The 17,530-nt window shown below is 38.6% G+C and carries 15 protein-coding genes and 1 pseudogene; 7 read left to right on the forward strand and 9 right to left on the reverse strand.

Features of this window, described 5'->3' with window-relative positions; all coding sequences use genetic code 11:
* The 6 genes from H5R88_RS05905 to recX form a co-directional block, all read right to left on the reverse strand.
* The coding region (locus H5R88_RS05905; protein ID WP_182600502.1) for a KxYKxGKxW signal peptide domain-containing protein at positions 1-1,878 on the reverse strand (1,878 nt) is incomplete at its 3' end.
* A gap of 66 nt (positions 1,879-1,944) precedes the next feature.
* Positions 1,945-4,689: a M23 family metallopeptidase gene (locus tag H5R88_RS05910; RefSeq protein WP_182600503.1), complete on the reverse strand. Its 2,745-nt coding sequence runs from the start codon at positions 4,687-4,689 to the stop codon at positions 1,945-1,947.
* A 224-nt stretch (positions 4,690-4,913) separates the two neighbouring features.
* On the reverse strand, positions 4,914-5,561 hold the full coding sequence (locus tag H5R88_RS05915) for a sugar transferase (RefSeq protein ID WP_182600504.1): 648 nt from the start codon (positions 5,559-5,561) through the stop codon (positions 4,914-4,916).
* 11 nt (positions 5,562-5,572) lie between these two features.
* Entirely contained in the window at positions 5,573-6,502 is a 930-nt protein-coding gene (locus H5R88_RS05920; protein ID WP_182600505.1) for a glycosyltransferase family 2 protein, read from the reverse strand.
* A 17-nt stretch (positions 6,503-6,519) separates the two neighbouring features.
* Entirely contained in the window at positions 6,520-7,287 is a 768-nt protein-coding gene (locus H5R88_RS05925; RefSeq protein WP_182600506.1) for a DUF4422 domain-containing protein, read from the reverse strand.
* 75 nt (positions 7,288-7,362) lie between these two features.
* Positions 7,363-8,157 (reverse strand): recombination regulator RecX, encoded by a 795-nt coding sequence (gene recX, locus H5R88_RS05930; protein WP_182600507.1) that lies wholly within the window; start codon positions 8,155-8,157, stop codon positions 7,363-7,365.
* Between the two features lie 101 nt (positions 8,158-8,258).
* Between recX and H5R88_RS05935 the strand changes: the two genes are divergently transcribed.
* Together H5R88_RS05935 and H5R88_RS05940 are read left to right on the forward strand one after the other, a co-directional pair.
* Positions 8,259-8,474, forward strand: coding sequence for a DUF1659 domain-containing protein (locus H5R88_RS05935; RefSeq protein WP_182579117.1), 216 nt, complete (start codon positions 8,259-8,261; stop codon positions 8,472-8,474).
* A 21-nt stretch (positions 8,475-8,495) separates the two neighbouring features.
* Positions 8,496-8,723 carry a DUF2922 domain-containing protein gene (locus H5R88_RS05940; protein ID WP_182579116.1) on the forward strand — a complete coding sequence of 76 codons (228 nt, stop codon included), beginning with the start codon at positions 8,496-8,498 and terminating at the stop codon, positions 8,721-8,723.
* A gap of 137 nt (positions 8,724-8,860) precedes the next feature.
* Here H5R88_RS05940 and H5R88_RS05945 read toward each other — a convergent pair whose 3' ends face one another.
* Together H5R88_RS05945 and yjeM are read right to left on the reverse strand one after the other, a co-directional pair.
* A complete protein-coding gene (locus H5R88_RS05945; protein ID WP_182600508.1) occupies positions 8,861-9,757 on the reverse strand; it encodes a YihY/virulence factor BrkB family protein in 897 nt (298 codons plus the stop codon).
* Positions 9,758-10,012: 255 nt separating this feature from the next.
* Positions 10,013-11,518, reverse strand: a complete 1,506-nt coding sequence (gene yjeM, locus H5R88_RS05950) for a glutamate/gamma-aminobutyrate family transporter YjeM (RefSeq protein ID WP_182600509.1) — start codon at positions 11,516-11,518, stop codon at positions 10,013-10,015.
* Positions 11,519-11,847: 329 nt separating this feature from the next.
* Between yjeM and H5R88_RS05955 the strand changes: the two genes are divergently transcribed.
* The 3 genes and pseudogenes from H5R88_RS05955 to H5R88_RS05965 all read left to right on the forward strand — a co-directional run bounded on the left by H5R88_RS05955 (position 11,848) and on the right by H5R88_RS05965 (position 15,325).
* On the forward strand, positions 11,848-13,269 hold the full coding sequence (locus H5R88_RS05955) for a basic amino acid/polyamine antiporter (protein WP_182600510.1): 1,422 nt from the start codon (positions 11,848-11,850) through the stop codon (positions 13,267-13,269).
* Between the two features lie 14 nt (positions 13,270-13,283).
* A pseudogene (locus tag H5R88_RS05960) lies at positions 13,284-14,404 on the forward strand (aminotransferase).
* A gap of 129 nt (positions 14,405-14,533) precedes the next feature.
* Positions 14,534-15,325, forward strand: a complete 792-nt coding sequence (locus H5R88_RS05965; protein ID WP_182600511.1) for a zinc-ribbon domain-containing protein — start codon at positions 14,534-14,536, stop codon at positions 15,323-15,325.
* Between the two features lie 222 nt (positions 15,326-15,547).
* Here H5R88_RS05965 and map read toward each other — a convergent pair whose 3' ends face one another.
* Complete coding sequence (gene map, locus H5R88_RS05970; protein WP_182600512.1) at positions 15,548-16,402, reverse strand: type I methionyl aminopeptidase; 855 nt, start codon at positions 16,400-16,402, stop codon at positions 15,548-15,550.
* Between the two features lie 113 nt (positions 16,403-16,515).
* On the opposite strand from map, the gene H5R88_RS05975 reads away from it, so the two are divergent.
* Together H5R88_RS05975 and H5R88_RS05980 are read left to right on the forward strand one after the other, a co-directional pair.
* Positions 16,516-16,974: a flavodoxin gene (locus tag H5R88_RS05975; RefSeq protein ID WP_182579109.1), complete on the forward strand. Its 459-nt coding sequence runs from the start codon at positions 16,516-16,518 to the stop codon at positions 16,972-16,974.
* On the forward strand, positions 16,967-17,404 hold the full coding sequence (locus H5R88_RS05980) for a GtrA family protein (protein WP_182600513.1): 438 nt from the start codon (positions 16,967-16,969) through the stop codon (positions 17,402-17,404). Before H5R88_RS05975 ends, H5R88_RS05980 begins: the two co-directional genes overlap by 8 nt.
* Positions 17,405-17,530 lie beyond the last annotated feature (126 nt).

Genomic DNA, 17,530 nt, shown 5'->3' on the forward strand with positions numbered 1-17,530 from the left:
TTGAAAGCCTGACTTATTTGCTCCTTCAATGTAAGGATAAACATTTTGAACATCATTCCGTCCAAGGCCCTTATTCGTAATCTCTTGGCGGTAAAGTTCTTGACCATTATTATCAAGAACGATCAACCATTCATATGGTTTATTGGCTGCTTGACTGCTTGCGTGCCATCCACTCAAGCTAACCTGATTGGCCGTTACGTGAATATTATCAAAGCTACCAGCGTTTGTTGGGTAATCTTGACTGTACTGATCACTGTAATTTTGGTTAGCATCATCACCAGCAAACCGCATAATTACCTTCAGGGTGCCGTTTGCCTTAGCTGGATCCACCTTAAAGTTAACATCAAAGCCACTCTTTTGTGAGTTGTAAATGCTTGGATAAACTTTAGCTACGTCGAGACGGTCAGTTAAGTCAACATGTACTCGATCAATTTCACTGCCATCATTCAATAAAATAAGGTAAGCATTAGGCTTATTAATTGATTGATCGCTGACCATCCAGCCTTTCACATTGTAGCCATTATTAGTCTTGGTAAAGCTATCAACATAAGAAGCTTGTTGATCTAACGTTACAGGATTAAACCAATAATCAGTAGTCTTACTTTGACCATTATCCCCATTACCACTATCTAACGACGAGTAACGACTAACAAGACTATAGCTATGACCTGGAGTAAGGTTTACCGTACCAAAATTAGCATTAAAGCCGGATTGCCCAGCTGTTGCTACTGTAGGATAAACCTTTGCCACATCGGGACGAGCAACATTAGTGACCTTAATGGACTTAACTTGCGTCTTATTTGTATTATCAAATAAGATCAAGTAGTGATTATTTTCGATTTGCGAATAATCAGTTGCATGCCACCCGGTAACAGTCAACTGACCATTACTAAGGTTAAATGAATCAAGGCTCCCTTGATTACTAGTGTTAGCTGGCGCAAACTTCTTAGGGGCATACCAGTAACTAACATAGTTTCCTTCACCATTAGCAGCATCGCTATAACGACTGATAATTTGAAGTTCATGAGTTAAGTCAATTCCAGCAAGTGAGAAGGCCGTACTAAAGCCAGAATCTTTGGCATTAATTACTTGGGAATAAGCTTTCGCTACATCGGGACGAGCAGTCGGTTCTACTTTTACCCGGGTAATCTCATGACCAGCGGTACGATCATATAAAATCACATAGTGATTAGTTTTACCTAATGCCTTATTAGTAGCATTCCAACCTGAAACTTGAAGTTGATTATCTTTAACGTCAAAATTATCAAGATAAGCATAATTTCCCTTGTCAAGGTTAATCGGTTGAGACCAATTATCAACATGATCCCCTTCACCATTAACGGCATCACTATAGCGACTCACAACGTGAATCTGGTCATCAACGCTCTTAACCTTACTCCAGTCCAGACTATTCATTGTTGCTTGGTAACCGGAATCCTTAGCGTTAACCACATCTGGATAAGCTTTGGCAACATCAGGACGCGCTACATTTTCTGTTACCTGAGTGCGGCCCAATTCGGTATTAGTAGTACTATCATAAGCCACTAAATAACGGTTGTCTTTGCCTGCTGCTTGATTAGTTGCTTGCCATCCACTAACATGCAAATCATTATTATTAACAACTTGAGCAGCATCAAGGTAGCCATAGTTACCATTATCTTTAGCCTGGGCTGCTTTTTCTTGGTTAGCTAGATTTTCTTGACTACTCTCAGTAGTAAGCGCAGTAAGTTGCGCTACCGGAGCTGTCGCATCAACAGTATCTGCTTTTACATTCGTATTTCCCAATACCAATCCGGCTGAAACAGCTGCGACAGCTAATGCCATTGCGCACCAATTTTTACCATCTTTATATAATTTATAGTGTTTCTTTATTTCCATTGTTATCTCCCATAACTCCCTACAAAAAAGCCACTTAATGTTAATTAACAATAAGCAGCTTTTTTATTACTTAGAACCATTCCGGATTAAATCCAATGGGTTTAACCAAGTACCATTATTGTTAAATGAGTTAGCCAAAGCAATATTAAAGTTGTGTTGACGAGTAACACCAATGTGAACATGGGATGTATCACGACGACCAATTACATCACCAGTGTTAATTTGTTGTCCCACTTGAACTTGGATATTGTTCCGGTTAGAGAATGCTTCTTGATAAACAGTAAGATATTCACCAGTATCAACTAATACATACCAATCTAAGCCGGCAGTATAGCTAATTTGTGTAACCTTTCCACCGTGAATAGCATGAACCTCTGCACCTGGATGATCAATTGAACCAAAGTCTAGGCCATCATGGAAACCGTTACGTCGGAATTGGCCACCTGCATTTACCCCAAATAATTGAGCACCGGAAAAGTGACCTTCACCAATATTAGGGAATGGCCAGCCCCACTTATCATTTTCCACTGCAACACCATTATTTCCGAAGTCATATGACTTACCATCAACTGTATGGGTACCAGTGAACATAGCACCAGTAGATGGATCAAAGTAGTAATTATTATTGTTAATATTTGCCCAACCTGTTTGTTTAGCACCTGTTCGTGGATCATAGTAATAAGTAGAACCATTTTCATTTTGGAATTCAGAATGAACAGATACTAAATCAGAATAATAATCAACATAATTACCCTCACCATTAGCTTGGTTAGAGAAGCGGTGAATCAAACGAACCGCTTTATGATTAATTTGATCATTAAGGTTTACAACAGTTTCAAACCCTGACTTATCACTGTTCTCAAGCCATGGATAAACTTTTTGAACATCATCCCGAGTAATATTCTTTGTATTCACAGCCTGACGAGCTAGTTCATGACCATTTTGGTCTAAAACAATAATAAATTGGTAATCTTTTCCATTAGCTTGGGTACTTGCATGCCAACCAGCAACCTTAATTTGGTTATCAGCTACATCAACATTATCGAAATAACCAGTATTAGTAGCATATTTGCTAGTATATTGATCACTGTAATTACTGTTTCCATCTTCTGAACTAGTAAAACGTAAAACAAAAGAAAGTTCACCGTTTAAACTAGTTGGATCAACGTTCAAGTCTGTACTAAAGCCGCTCTTACGACTGTTGTAAATACTTGGATAAACAGCTGCTACATCTGAACGATCGGTTAATGTTACTTTACTCCGAGTAACCTCTTTACCATTATCAAGTAGAATAACATAAGCATTTGATCGATTAATTGCATAGTCACTTGCCATCCATCCATTTACATGAAAACCTTTATTTCCATTTTGGGTAAATGAATCAATACTATAACGAGCTTGATCAAACTTAAGATCATTGAACCAATAATCAACGTAGTGACCAGTACCACCATTACCGTTTGCAGAAGTAGAATAACGGCTAACAAGTGAGTATTCATGACCAGGAATAATAGTGTCAGCATTAAAAGCACCACTAAAGCCAGATTGATTAGCTGTTTGAATGTTCTTAAAGGCATTTGCAACATCTGTACGATCAATTTGAGTAGCATTAATAACTCCAGCTTGCTTTTTAGCTGTTTGGTCAAATAGAATCAAGAAATGATTAGGGGCAATGGTAGAAGCATCATTTGCATGCCATCCATTAACTACTAATTGTCCATTGCTAAAGTTAGCACTATCAAGGTATCCTTGATTTTCACGACTAGTTGGTGCAAACCAGTAATCTACTCGATCACCTTCACCATTTTCAGCGTTACTATAACGACTAATTACTTGTAATTGATCACTAGCATCAAAAGACAATTTCGATAAATCAAAGGTTACGTTAAAGCCAGACTTAGTAGCATTATTAATATTTGAATATGCTTTTTGAACATCTGGACGTTGACTAGCCGATTCATCTACTAACTGGCGGCTAAGTTCGCGACTCTTAGTTGTGTCATAAAGAATTACATAGTGGTAATCTTTATTATTTGCTTGGTTAGTTGCATTCCAACCACTAACATGTAATTGGTCATTTTCAGTATGCATATCATCTAGCCAAGCATAGTTACCTTGGTCAAAAGTAAATGCTGGATACCAATAATCAACATGATTACCTTCACCATTAGAAGCATCACTATACCGGCTGATTACACTAATAGAATGGTTAGTATAATCTTCATTAGTTGTATTTAACTTAATAGTAGAGTTAAAGCCGGAATTATCAGCATTGGTTGCATCTGGATAGGCTTGGGCAACATCCGGTCGACTAACATTTTCAACTTGTTGACGACCTATTTCTGTATTGGCCGTATTATCATACGCAATTACATAATGGTAAGGCTTGTCTATAGCTTGGTTAGTTGCTTGCCAACCACTAACTTGTAGTTCGTTGTTTGATAAACTAACTGAATCTAAATAACCATAATTGTTAGGATTTTGTGGTTGAGTTGCTTCTTTATATTGTACTTCTTGATTATTGTCCGGTGTTGAAACAACATTATAATTTTCTGTGCTCTGAGTAGCTTCATTAGCTTGTGAACTAACTGCTACTCCGTTATATGTATTTGGTGTTTGTACATCAACTGTGGAGACATTTGGTTGTTCATTAGTTGTTTGTTGAGGAGTAACTGGTTGTTGAACATCAGTTGTTTGATCATCAGCAGCAGCATTTCCACTTAACAGGAATAAAGCTCCTCCACATACAGTAAGGGTAGATAAAACTTTTGATTTTAAATGACTAGGTTTAAAAATAAGCTTGTCCTCCATAAAATTAAAACCGAATTGTAACTTAAATACTTAATTTTCTCACGATTAATATCATACTGGTTGTGCTTTCTCCTTGCAAATCAACAAAAAAGCCTACAAAAGCCTTAAATAACAGCTTTTGTAGGTAATCGTAACTATTAAGATATATATTTTTAACTTAATTGTAATAATCGTTAATCATGCTTGACTAATCATTGTTGTAAACAAAAAAATCATTTACCTTCCTAATATGCACCCTCACTCTTAAAGATACTAATAATATTCTTAAACATTATTTTCGTGTCAAATCCAAGTGAAGCCTCATCAACATACTCTAATTCAACATCACAACGTTCGGGATAAGGAATATTACTCCGCCCACTTGATTGCCAGAGTCCCATTGCTCCTGGCTTTACTGATAAAAACTTATCAACCCGATCACCATACTCTGCTAATTCAGCCTTTACAACTGGGCGGGGTCCAATAATACTCATCTCACCACGCAAGATATTAATAAACTGGGGAATTTCATCAATGGATGTTTTCCGTAACCACCGCCCTAAACGAGTAATCCGGGGGTCTTCTTCTGGCTCTAGTTTATAGTTATTTGCCACATATTTAGCATAAAGCTCAGGATCATTTTCCAAAATTTTATCTGCATTCACAACCATTGAACGGAACTTATAAATCTTAAAGGGCTTGCCATGCCAGCCGATCCGTTCTTGTTTATAAAACAATGGTCCCTTATTATCACCAAAGCGATTCATTATAAAAACAGCTAAAAATACTGGGCTAAAGCAAACTAGTGCTCCTGACGATAACACAATATCAAAGAACCTCTTCCAGAAAAGGTAGCTCTTAGATTGTTGATTAATTTTTACCTTCTCATTCATGATCCTCAATCCTACTTCTTCTCTTTAATAATATAGATCGGTCGTTTCTTTGTCTGCATATAGATCCGACCAATGTAACGACCAACTATTCCAAGGCAAAGTAATTGAATACCACCGAGGAATAAAATGATACAAACCATTGACGCCCATCCAAAAGCACTACTAGATGGTTCAAGAATCTTTCGAATAACAACAATAATCATGCCAATAATGGAGATAAATGCCGTTGATCCACCAGCCCAGGTAGCAAGTGCCAAGGGGGCCTCAGAAAAATCAGTGATCCCGTCAATTGCATATTTAATTAATTTCCAGGTTGACCAATCGGTTGTTCCTGCTACCCGTTCGACATTTTTATAGGGAAGGTATTTAGTCTTAAAACCAACCCAGTTAAAAATTCCCTTTGAGAACCGGTTGTATTCAGTTAACGATAACACGGCATCCACCATCTGGCGGGTCATCATCCGATAGTCCCGGGCTCCAGAGACAATTTTGGTATCAGAAATCTTATTGATAACATTATAGAATTGGTTAGAAAGGAAAGATTTAAACTTCGCCTCACCCTTTCGATCTGTCCGCCGCATCCCTACACAATCATATTCACCACTAGAAATATCCTTATACATCTCCGGTAAATATTCTGGTGGATCCTGTAAATCAGCATCCATCACAACAATGTAATCCCCCGTGGCTGCCTGAAGCCCCGCATAGAGACCAGCCTCTTTCCCAAAATTTCGTGAAAAAGAAACATAATGAACCCGTTCTGGATCTTGTGCGTGTAATTTTCGTAGCTCTGCCAAAGTGTCATCACTCGATCCATCATTGACAAACCAATATTCCGTTTCTACCGACATCTGTTTAACCACTTTTTCAACAGCTGGGTAGAAAAGCGGAATAGCTTCTTCCTCGTTATAACAAGGTACAACTATTGATAATTTTGGCATCCCCGTATCTCCAATCGTTAGTGTTCACCATGACCGGTGACTTTACGTTTTAAGAATTTTGCAATCTTTAATGGCCAATTTTGCTTTTCCAGAAATACTCGGTTAACCTCCACTACCTTATATTGCGGATTAGTCAACAACCAAGTATCTAGTAAAAGCTCACTCAAGAAGCCAAAGACCCGCTGTTCATATGGTGTATAGTCAGAATAATCAACTTTTTTCTCAACTTCACCTAACACATCAAACAACCAGGTACAATATTCATCTAGCGGCTGCTTCTTCATAATCATCATGTTGAAATAATGAGCTGACGTCTGTTTCATCACCTTTTCAAAGGCAGGTAAATATTGAGGATATTTATCCTTTAATACCTGCCGGGTAATTTCAAGCGGCTCATGCTCATGAACATGAAGATAGTGCGATTCGTTTGTTTCAATGTAATAATGCCGTTTCTTGGGCAAGATTACATCGGCATCTTTTAATAATTCTTCAACTTGTTTCTGATTGAGAATGGTGGAAAGATCCCTTGAGTGCCCCAGCGTTAAGTAACGACGGTAGTGAACTAACCCTAATGCATCAACATCAAGGTTTTTCCACCCCCAGTACAAAGCTGTTAGCTCATTGTAGTGCGGATTCTTTTTTGAAATATTATCTCCGGTATTATCACCCTGAAATGTATGGTTAACAGTCGGGTGAATCTCTTTACCAACAAAAACTGGTAAATACATTGGATCATCTGGCATCCGATAATTTTTATGGACAGCCACTAAGATTTTAATATTCACTATTGTACTCCTAATTATTGTTTTTAAACATAATCATTAAAAATAATACCAGTAATTTCTAATCTTGGAAAGTTATTATTGTAAATCTTGCGCATCTAACCAACTTTGGACGTCATCAAGGTCAAAACCCTTCCGATACATTGCCTGCTTAAAATGCTGGTCACGCTCATATCCTTGATAACGCCGAGTACGATGCCATTGCTTCTCCGCTTCTTTCGCTAAAAGGTCATTCTCCTGTTCTAGATCAGGTTGTGGAACCACTTCATCCTTAATTATTTCATACACACTACCAGCGAATCCTTTTGTCATGAGTCCCTGCTGTACTTTTTGTTCTCGTCGTCGCTCTGGCTGGTTCCGATAACGACGAAATAACTTTACCGCTAGCTTCTTTGCTAATTCTGCTTGAACTTCGGGAGTAAATTGCGTCAAAGCATCATCAATATCGTTTTCGCCAATCCCTTTTTGTCGTAAGTGTTGACGAACCATCCCAGGTCCCTTTAAGTCCGTATTAATCACCGTGCGGACGTAAGAAGCCGCATAGGCATGATCATCGATTAACTGTTGACCCCGTAGCTTTTTTAAGATTGGCTCAACAAACTCTTCAGGCGTATTAATTTCTTTTAATTTCTTAATGATGTCACTTTCCGTTCGCATCTGGTAAGACAGATAGTCCAGCATCCGTGAATAAGCCTTTGCTTGCTGGTTAGCAGTTGCAATAGCCGCAATTTGCTTTTCATCTAGCTCCGTTCCCTTCATTAGACGGAACTGAATTAAAACACTTTCTGCAACCGGAAAAGCATACTTACCATCAAGGTATATATTATATTGCCCCTTCCGTTTTTGCACCTCAATTTTCGAAATTTTTGCCATTTTTAAATTTCTCCTTAACATTCTCAATTTTCAATCGTTTATAAAGGTGTAAGCAGTGGCCGCTACTTAACAAATCAAATTAAACAAAGGAAGTTTTTATCATGCAAATGGTTCGTAATTTCAAGTCCGCTAAAATTCAACTTACCCTCACCAACAGTGAACATCCCAAGGGCGTTAAACATCCCTTTAATAACATTATCGAGGATGTTACTAATGAGCAGGTAGCACAATTTAGTGCGGCAATTGAAATGCTTACTGCCGAAAAATGCCTTGATACAGACATTATCGTTACTAATCAAGTCGCAATGAACAACTAATCTCAAGGAGGAAATTAACTTATGCGTACATTAAACTTAACTTTCAAGGGTAGTCTTGGTAAAAAGCATTCATTAAAGTTAACCTATGCCAGTGGCGAACTTGATGCTGAAACAGTTCGTAAAGCAATGCAAGAAATTGCGCAAACCCACCTCTTTATTAAAGAAGGTGAAGATATCTACCAACAACCCCTTTCTGCGAAGTACGTTGATACAGTTTCAACCGTTATCTTTAACGACGAGCAAAAGTAATTAAATATTGAGTTCTAAAGATTTTCAACATTTGGGAGGCTGGGAGAAAACAAAAGTTTTCTCCCAGCCTCTACTTTTTTCACGAAAAATAGTAAAATAATGTGGAACTAACTTAGCCCACCGCCTTGTCGAGAAGGTTATTTTCTACTTCCATCTGTATTCTTTCTTTCTACTAGTTGCCAGAAGTGTTTCTTAGCGTGTAATTCACCTTCATGACATTCTTGTAGAGCAGCATTCAAAGCCGCCCCCAGCATGATGATGTAACCGGAAAAGTCCAGCCATACCATCATGGCAATAAAGGCTCCAATCGTCTTATACGAGATTACTCCGTGACTAAATAATAAGGTATAGAGCGAGAATAAACGTGACAATCCCATCCATAATAAGGAAGCTAAGAATGAACCGGCAAGGGCATAACGCAATCGCACCTTTGCATTAGGAACAAAGTAGTATAAAAGAGTAAGAGCGATAAATAAAACAACAAAAGTTACTGGCCACCGCAAAGAACTAAAAAGCGAAATATAATCCCGCCGGAAATTAAAAATCGGCTGAATACTTTTAAGAACTTGTTCTCCAAAACCGTATAAGATAATAATAATAAAGATAACTACCAAGAGGACAATCATCCACACAAAAGAAACAATCCGGTTCATTACCGGATTTTGATTTTCCGCGATCCCATACGCATGGTTAACGCTCCGTTGAAAAGCAGCAATCCCCTGACTAGTCGACCAAAGCGCAATTAAAGCCCCAGTCGTCAAAATGCCACCACTCCCTCGCCGTAAAAAATCAAAAATTAACGGCTGAATAAAGTCATAAACAGATTCGGGAATTGCTGTAGAGAGGTAAGCCAAAATTGTTTTAGCATTAATTCCAATCATCGGTAGTAAATTTCCCACTACCATCACGGCAGGGAAAATAGATAACAAGGTATAGTAAGCTAAGACAGCAGCAGAGTTTGAAATCTGGGCCATTGTAATATGTTGGATTAATAACGCAATAAATGTCTTGCCTTTGCCCGGTTCCTTGTCCATAATAACCTCCGAAAATATTTTATAGGTTTAATTATAACAAACTGCACACAGGACAAATATTACATTAAAGTAAAAAAGAAAAGGCTAAAAGCAAATTATTTTCATAAAACATATAGCGCAGTACAACAAAGGCCTCCATCACTCGGTAACCCGAACGATGGAGGCCTATTGTTATTTATAGGGGCTCCCAGAGGATAGCTTCGCGTCGAAAAGCGAAGTCACAATCGACTTCTGGCTCGCTCCTTTTTCACTTTTTTATTTAGCAATATTATGACGCTTTGCGGAGATTTGATAGAAGACTAATGCAACAATTGCAAAGAAGATTGGTCCAGCAAGTGTCCAGAAAGCTGTTTGATAATCTTTTTGTAATAATGGTTGAACAAATGTAAAGACAATTCCGACAATTAAAATCAATTCAACGAAACATACTAATACATCCGTCCAGAAACGATTCTTAAAGACAACGAATGGCCGGTCAAGATTCTTCTTCGCTTTGAAGAATGGGAAGGCCCCGATTAAGAAGATATATGGGAAACAAGTTGAAACGTTCGCCATATCAGTCAAAATCAAGTAGAACTGTTGAGCAGCATTTCCACCAAAAGCAACCAAGAAAACAATAATTGAAACAATAATTGCTTGAAGCCACATTGCATTTGCCGGCATCCCCGCCTTATTAAGTTTCGTAAGTTTCTTTGGCCATAAATCTGGGTTAGAACCAAGAATAAATGCCTTGATTGGAGAATAAAGCAGAATAAACAATGCGCCCAAGAAACCGAGAGTCTGGGCAAAAGCAACGATCCGTGTCATGATAAGTCCAAAAGTAAGGGCTGCCCCATGTGACCAACCAAGTGCGTTTCCCATGGTAACCCCTAATTGATTAAAGACAACATAGGTAACATTACCAAGGTTAACACTGCTCTTAGTCAAAGTTTGTTGATAATTTACTGACCAACCGAGCATAAAAATCATTAAAACATAAGCACCAATCGTAAAGATACTTGCAATGATCAAGCCACGAGGGAATGTCTTTTCAGGATTCTTCATACTATCAGTAACAGAACCTAATGATTCCATTCCCCCATAAGCAAAAATAGCATAAACAACAAATGAAATAATAGCAATTGGTGTCTGGAATTGTGGATTAGGTGAAGTAATAAAAGATGAAGCACCATGAATTGGTTGCTTTAAGATCCCCTTATCGGCAACTAAAACAATAACACTGACAATAACAAAAATAATGTTAACAACAATTGTAAAAATTCCACCAAGTGAACCAACTTTAGCAATTGCTGTCATCCCTCGTGAACTACACCAAGTTGTACCGAGAATTAATAGGATCCCAAGTATCCCAATCAGTTGAGTCGACGTCAGCCCAAATGCATGCCATTGTTGGGTGGTATCCTTACCAAAAAGCAACGCCGAAAATGTAATCCAAATCCGTGACGCTGTTGATACCATCCATACAATCCACGATGCTAACCAGACAAAAGTACCGACAAAAGCAATCCGTTCGCCCACTGAACCGGCTAGCCAGGAATAAATCCCCCCTTTAGCATTCTTAAATGCAGAACCATATTCTGCCATCATTAAACCACAAGGAAAGAAGAAACAAATTCCTGCTAGTGCATACCAAATAATACTACCATAACCCATTTGTAAGTAGGCGTTTGAAACATTCCCAAAACCAAAAATGGCGGTAATGATCATCGTCACTAATCCAAAGGTAGTAATCATCTTTTTACTACTACTCTGTTCGTCCAAGATAATACCTCCAAAGCTTTATACTTCTTAAATAAAAATAAGAAATTATTTAATAATTATTAGTATAGTCGTCTTTTAAAAAAATGAAAGTCTTTTGTTAATAATTCACATTATTTTATACTACTTTTTGTATTTTTATGCTTATTTAGCAAAATTTATTCACACGTTTGTATATTAAGTTATAATTGATGTATAATATTTCCATCACTTAATAAGTGTTTTCACATTTAATCTTAATGGTATTGATAGCAATTTCCGACGTTAGTACGATTTGATTAAGAAAATTTATTTAATTTTCACTCTAATATATAGATCGTGAGGTGGAGTAAATGAGTGAGAAAAAAGGTATTAATACGACAGAATTGACCCTTTTAATTGTAGGATCAACAATTGGTTCGGGTGTCTTTGGTATTACCAGTGATTTAGCTACCGCAGCTGCTCCAGGCCCAGCAATTATTGCCTGGATAATCGTAGGTATTGGCGTTTTAACTTTAGTTCTCTCCCTAACTAATCTTTCGCAAAAACGGCCAGATCTTGATTCGGGGATTTTCAGTTATGCGGCAGCGGCTTTTGGTCCGTTGGGCGAGTTTATTTCTGGTTGGGCATACTGGCTTTCCGCATGGCTTGGTAACATTGCCTTTGCGACGATTATGATGAGCGCTCTAGGAACATTTTTCCCGAACCTATTTGCCAATGGTCAAAACCTATTTTCCATTATTATTGCCATTATTTTAACCTGGGTTTTGACATTCTTAGTAAATCGGGGGATCGAATCGGCAGCCTTCATTAATTCGATTGGGACTATCTGCAAAATTGTTCCATTAATTATCTTTGTTATCTGCGTGATTCTTGGTTTTAAAGCTAGGATATTTACCGCTGATTTCTGGGGAAATGTAACTCAGAATCTTAGTTCAAAAATCGAAACTAGTTCTATCTATGGACAAGTAAAGGCCTCAATTATGGTAATGATGTGGCTATTTGTCGGGGTTGAAGGTGCCTCTGTCCTTTCTAGTCGTGCTAAAACGCGGACCGATGCAGAACGTGCTTCCATCTTCGGCCTGATAAGCTTACTTGTTATCTACATTATAGTGTCTATTTTGCCATACGGGGTCATGACCCGGGCACAATTAGCTGCTGGTGGCCAACCAGCACTGGGAGCTATCATGCAACACTTAGTTGGAACATGGGGTGCAGCCCTTATCAGTATTGGATTAATCATCTCAGTTTTAGTTTCGTGGCTCTCGTGGACAATGCTACCAGCTGAATCATTAATGCTAATGGCTGATGATGAAACGCTCCCAACATCTTGGGGTAAGCTAAACAACAAAAAAGCTCCCACACGGGCATTAGTAATCACCGGGGTTCTTCAATCAGTCTTCCTCTTCTCTTTACTTTTCACTACCTATGCTTACAACTTTGCATATACGCTTTGTACGGCCGCCATTTTGATCTGTTACCTTCTTGTTGGCATTTACCAGATAATGTACAGTTGGCAACACCAAGAATGGGGACAATTTGTCATTGGACTAATCGCCACCCTCTTTGAATTGATGGCGATGGTTCTTTCGGGCTGGAAGGAAATAATGGTGGTTTCGGTCGGCTTTATTCCGGGATTTTTCTTCTATGTCCAAGCATGTCAGGAATTCCACCACACAGTCTCTATAAAAGAAAAGTGGGCCATGGGCATTATCGCTGTCTTTGCAGTTATTTCCTTAGTATTAGTAATCAACGGAACAATTTCAATTAATTAAAGGAGGAAAAAATCATGGTAGAAATAGCACATTTCGGTGTCGAAGCATGGTTAAACAAATGGGAAAAGAGTGCAACTTATGATATTTCACAAAGTACAATCGCCTCTTTAAGCATGCACGATCTCTTAAATTTAGATGGCAACAATGGGGAAGAATTTTATGAGATGCTTGATAAGCAGCAAATGAACTACGGGTGGATTGAAGGATCACCCGAGTTTAAGGAAGAAGTTGCTAAATTATACCAACACGTCGATCCAGAAAATATCTTACAAACAAATGGAGCTACCGGGGCAAATATTTTAGCCCTCTATGCCTTAATTAATCCAGGCGATCATGTCATTGCCGAATACCCTTCTTACCAACAACTCTACGATATTCCCAAATCGTTAGGAGCGGATGTCGATTACTGGCATATTCATGAAGAAGACAATTGGTATCCCGGAATTGATGAGCTAAAGACAATGGTTAAACCGACTACTAAAATGATTTGTCTAAACAATGCGAATAATCCTACAGGCACGGTCCTGGATAAGGACTTCCTTGAACAAGTGTTGAGATTGCCAAGTCTGTCGACGCTTATGTCCTTGTTGATGAGGTTTACCTTCCCCTTGATCATCCTGAAAAATTTACTTCTATCATTGACCTCTACGATAAAGGAATCGCTACTAATTCCCTCTCAAAGACTTATTCAGTTCCTGGTGTACGAATTGGGTGGACAGCTACTAATGCTGAACTTGCCGACCTCTTCCGTAAGTTCCGTGATTACACCATGATCTGTGGAGGGGTCTTCAATGATCAGTTAGCCACCTATGTTTTACGTCACCGTGATCAAGTACTCGCACGGAACCGGAAGTTAGTTCTTGGTAACTTGGCAATCTATAAGGATTGGATTGAACATGAAGACCGGGCAAGTGTAGTAATGCCACAAGCAGTCTCTACTTCATTTCCAAAGCTTGATGTGCCAATTGATATTCATACTTTCTGTGAAAACTTACTTCATGATGAAGGAGTGCTCCTTGTTCCTGGTGATGCTTTTGATACTCCTGGTCACGTTCGCCTCGGCTACTGTGCACCAGAGGCAACCCTAAAAGAAGGATTAAAACGACTTTCAAGGTATCTGCACCGACACGATTAGCCTAAATAATGCAATGTAATCACCATGTTAACTTCCTCTTAGTTATGCAGAATTTCATATATAAGTACAAATAAAGACGTGCTAGAATTGTAAAAGGATTTTTTTTATTTTAATTAGGAGGAAGTACATATGAAATTTTGCCCAAAATGTGGGAAAAAGAAAAAAGACGGTGCTAAATTTTGTTCTAATTGTGGTTATAGTTTTACTCAATCCACCAATACGACTAAGCCTACTAACTCAGCTAAATCCACTAATCCTCGTAACCAACAAGCAGTGCTAATAAATTCAAAGAAAAATACTTATAAGCTAGCTTGGCTAATTGGACTCACGAGCTTAGTAGTCGTTGTCTGCATCATTGGAGGTACCTGGTTATTCTTCGGGCACAAAGATCCGGTTGCTACCAATTCAAGTACTGCGGTTGCGCAGAGTACAAATACTAATACGCAATCCAATAATACAACGGTACAAAACAGCACAGGATCAACGGACACCACAACGAATAATTCTGTTAAATTATCATCCGATATTGGTCCACGCGAGACGGCCGCCGCGATAGCTTATTATGCTGACCAAACTGGCCTTGATGGCTGGGATGGTTACCTCGCTGATAATAATGGCATTACGGTTATCTTAAACTCTAATGATACATTAACTAACCTGGTAGCCGAAAAAGGTCAAGGAATGGTGTATGGAATTCTTAATGAACATCATGACTACACTGGAGTAACGAAAAATGTGTATACTATTGATGAAGATAATACCGTTAATATTTACCATTTATCAAGTGATGATAGTCGGGATAGTCCCGCCGTACCACTTAAGAGTGTCTCAAAGGATGAAATTATCGAATACATCAATGATCATGGCTTTGCTCCAGATGTTAAAAAATTAGGTTCTAAAGTTACTCTTGATCAAGAATAATAAACTTACTACCCAAATAGTTATACAGAAATTTTACGGCTTATCTTAATATAAAAACCATATTTAAGTAAAAAGAAGGAGGCTGGGAGAAAACTTTATTTTCTCCCAGCCTCAACTGTTTTCACGAGCAATAACAAGATAACGTGGCACTAGCACTAGCTTCGTGTCACCACAAGGTTCGAGTCTTAGTACGAACGGATCACCAGCCCATCCTGATTATGTCTATTCAAACTGTTTAGCAACTTTTTCCGCAATTTTACGATAATGGTCAAGGTATTTAGCATAATTATCATCGTACATGTAATCAGCATCGGCCTCAGGATCTTGCGAGGTCAAAATCTTCGGACCATCATTAGTAATGACTAATGTATGTTCGTATTGACAGCTCCACCCACCATCAGCAGTCTTGGCTAGCCAACCACTAGGATCACTAGTATCAGCTTCCCAAGTACCAGTATTAATCATTGGTTCAACAGTAATGGTCATGCCATTACGAAGACGGGTCCCTTGACCGTGTTCGCCGTAATGTGGCACCATTGGATCTTCATGCATTGTTGGTTGAATACCATGACCAACAAATTCCCGAACATCCCCATAGCCATTTTCATCTTCTGTATAGTGTTGAATTACTGCACCAATATCACCAATCCGGTTACCAGGAATACATTGATCAATTCCCATAAATAGTGACTTCTTCGTAACGTCCATTAACTTTTGGATTTCAGGAGAAACTTCTCCTACCGCATAGCTCCAGCAAGAGTCACTGAAAGCACCGTCAACACTGACAACTGTATCAACCTTTACTAAGTCACCCTTCTTTAAGATTAACTTCTTCCGAGGGAACCCATGGCAAATTTCATCATTCACACTAACACAGGTAGCGTATTTGTATCCCTCAAAGCCGATTTGTTCAGCTTTAGCCCCAGCAGCCTTGAAGTACTTCCGAGCGAATTCTTCAATCTTCCAACTTGAGATACCAGGCTTAATAATTTTGCGAAGGCCAAGGTGCATTGCCGCTAAGGCTGCCCCCGCTTTTTCCATTGCATCGATTTCTCGAGGTGATTTTAAACTAATCATTTTCGCAATCTCCTTATTTACAATCTAACATAAATAGTATACCACTTGTCTGCCCTGATATCGTAAACCGTGCTATACTATATGAACGTTATAAATTTAATGGAGGTTATAAAATGGCAAAAGCACTTGTAGTATACGCAACCATTACTGGTAATAATGAAGACGTTGCGGATATCATCACTGACGCTCTTGAAGATTTAGGAGTAGAAGTCGATGAAGTTGAAATGACAATGGCTGATCCAGCTGACTTTGAAGAAGCTGATATTTGCGTGATCTGTCCTTACACTTATGATGAAGGGGCTCTTCCCGAAGAAGGAATTGACTTTTATGAAGACCTACAAGAAGAACAACTAGCAGGCAAAGTATATGGGGTTGCTGGCTCTGGTGACACTTTCTACGGGGATGACTTCTGTGTTGCCGTTGATAAATTTGGGGATGCGCTTGCTAAAACTGGTGCAACTAAGGGCGCTGAAAACGTTAAAGTTAACCTTGCACCAGATGAGGAAGATATTCAAAAACTCGATGCCTTTGCTAAGCAATTGGTAGAAAAGGCGGCTAAACTGAATGATTAAGGATCTATGGATAAAATATAAGTCAATCATCGCCTACCTTTTCTGGGGCGTTGTCACAACGGTGGTTAACTTAGCAGTGTTCCAGATTTTGAGTTCTGGAATCCACTGGAATTACCAAGTAGCTAATGTTATTGCCTGGTTTTTATCGGTTTTAGTAGCTTACTTCACTAACAAAGTCTGGGTATTCGGATCACATTACACTACTGTTAGCGACTTTATTGTTGAGTTTCTTCGCTTCTATTTTTATCGGGGGCTCACTCTTGTATTAGATATAATTATTATGTACGTTGGTGTTTCTTTATTAGGATTCAACGATCCGCTTCAACAATTTATCGTTAAAGTTATTGATAATGTTCTTGTGGTAATTGCCAATTATATTTTCTCGAAGTGGTTAATCTTCAGAGATAACCGCGATATTGCAGATAAATAAAATAAACAGGCCGGTAAAAATCTCGTTTTGTGACGTGTACCCTTAAAGTTGGAACCTGTATGTTCTTGCTTTAAAATTGAATAAATATTTTTCTAGGCAACTAGATTCTGCTCATATTGAAGTGGA

The sequence above is a fragment of the Limosilactobacillus agrestis genome (assembly GCF_014145585.1).
In the GTDB taxonomy this organism is placed as follows: Bacteria; Bacillota; Bacilli; order Lactobacillales; family Lactobacillaceae; genus Limosilactobacillus; species Limosilactobacillus agrestis.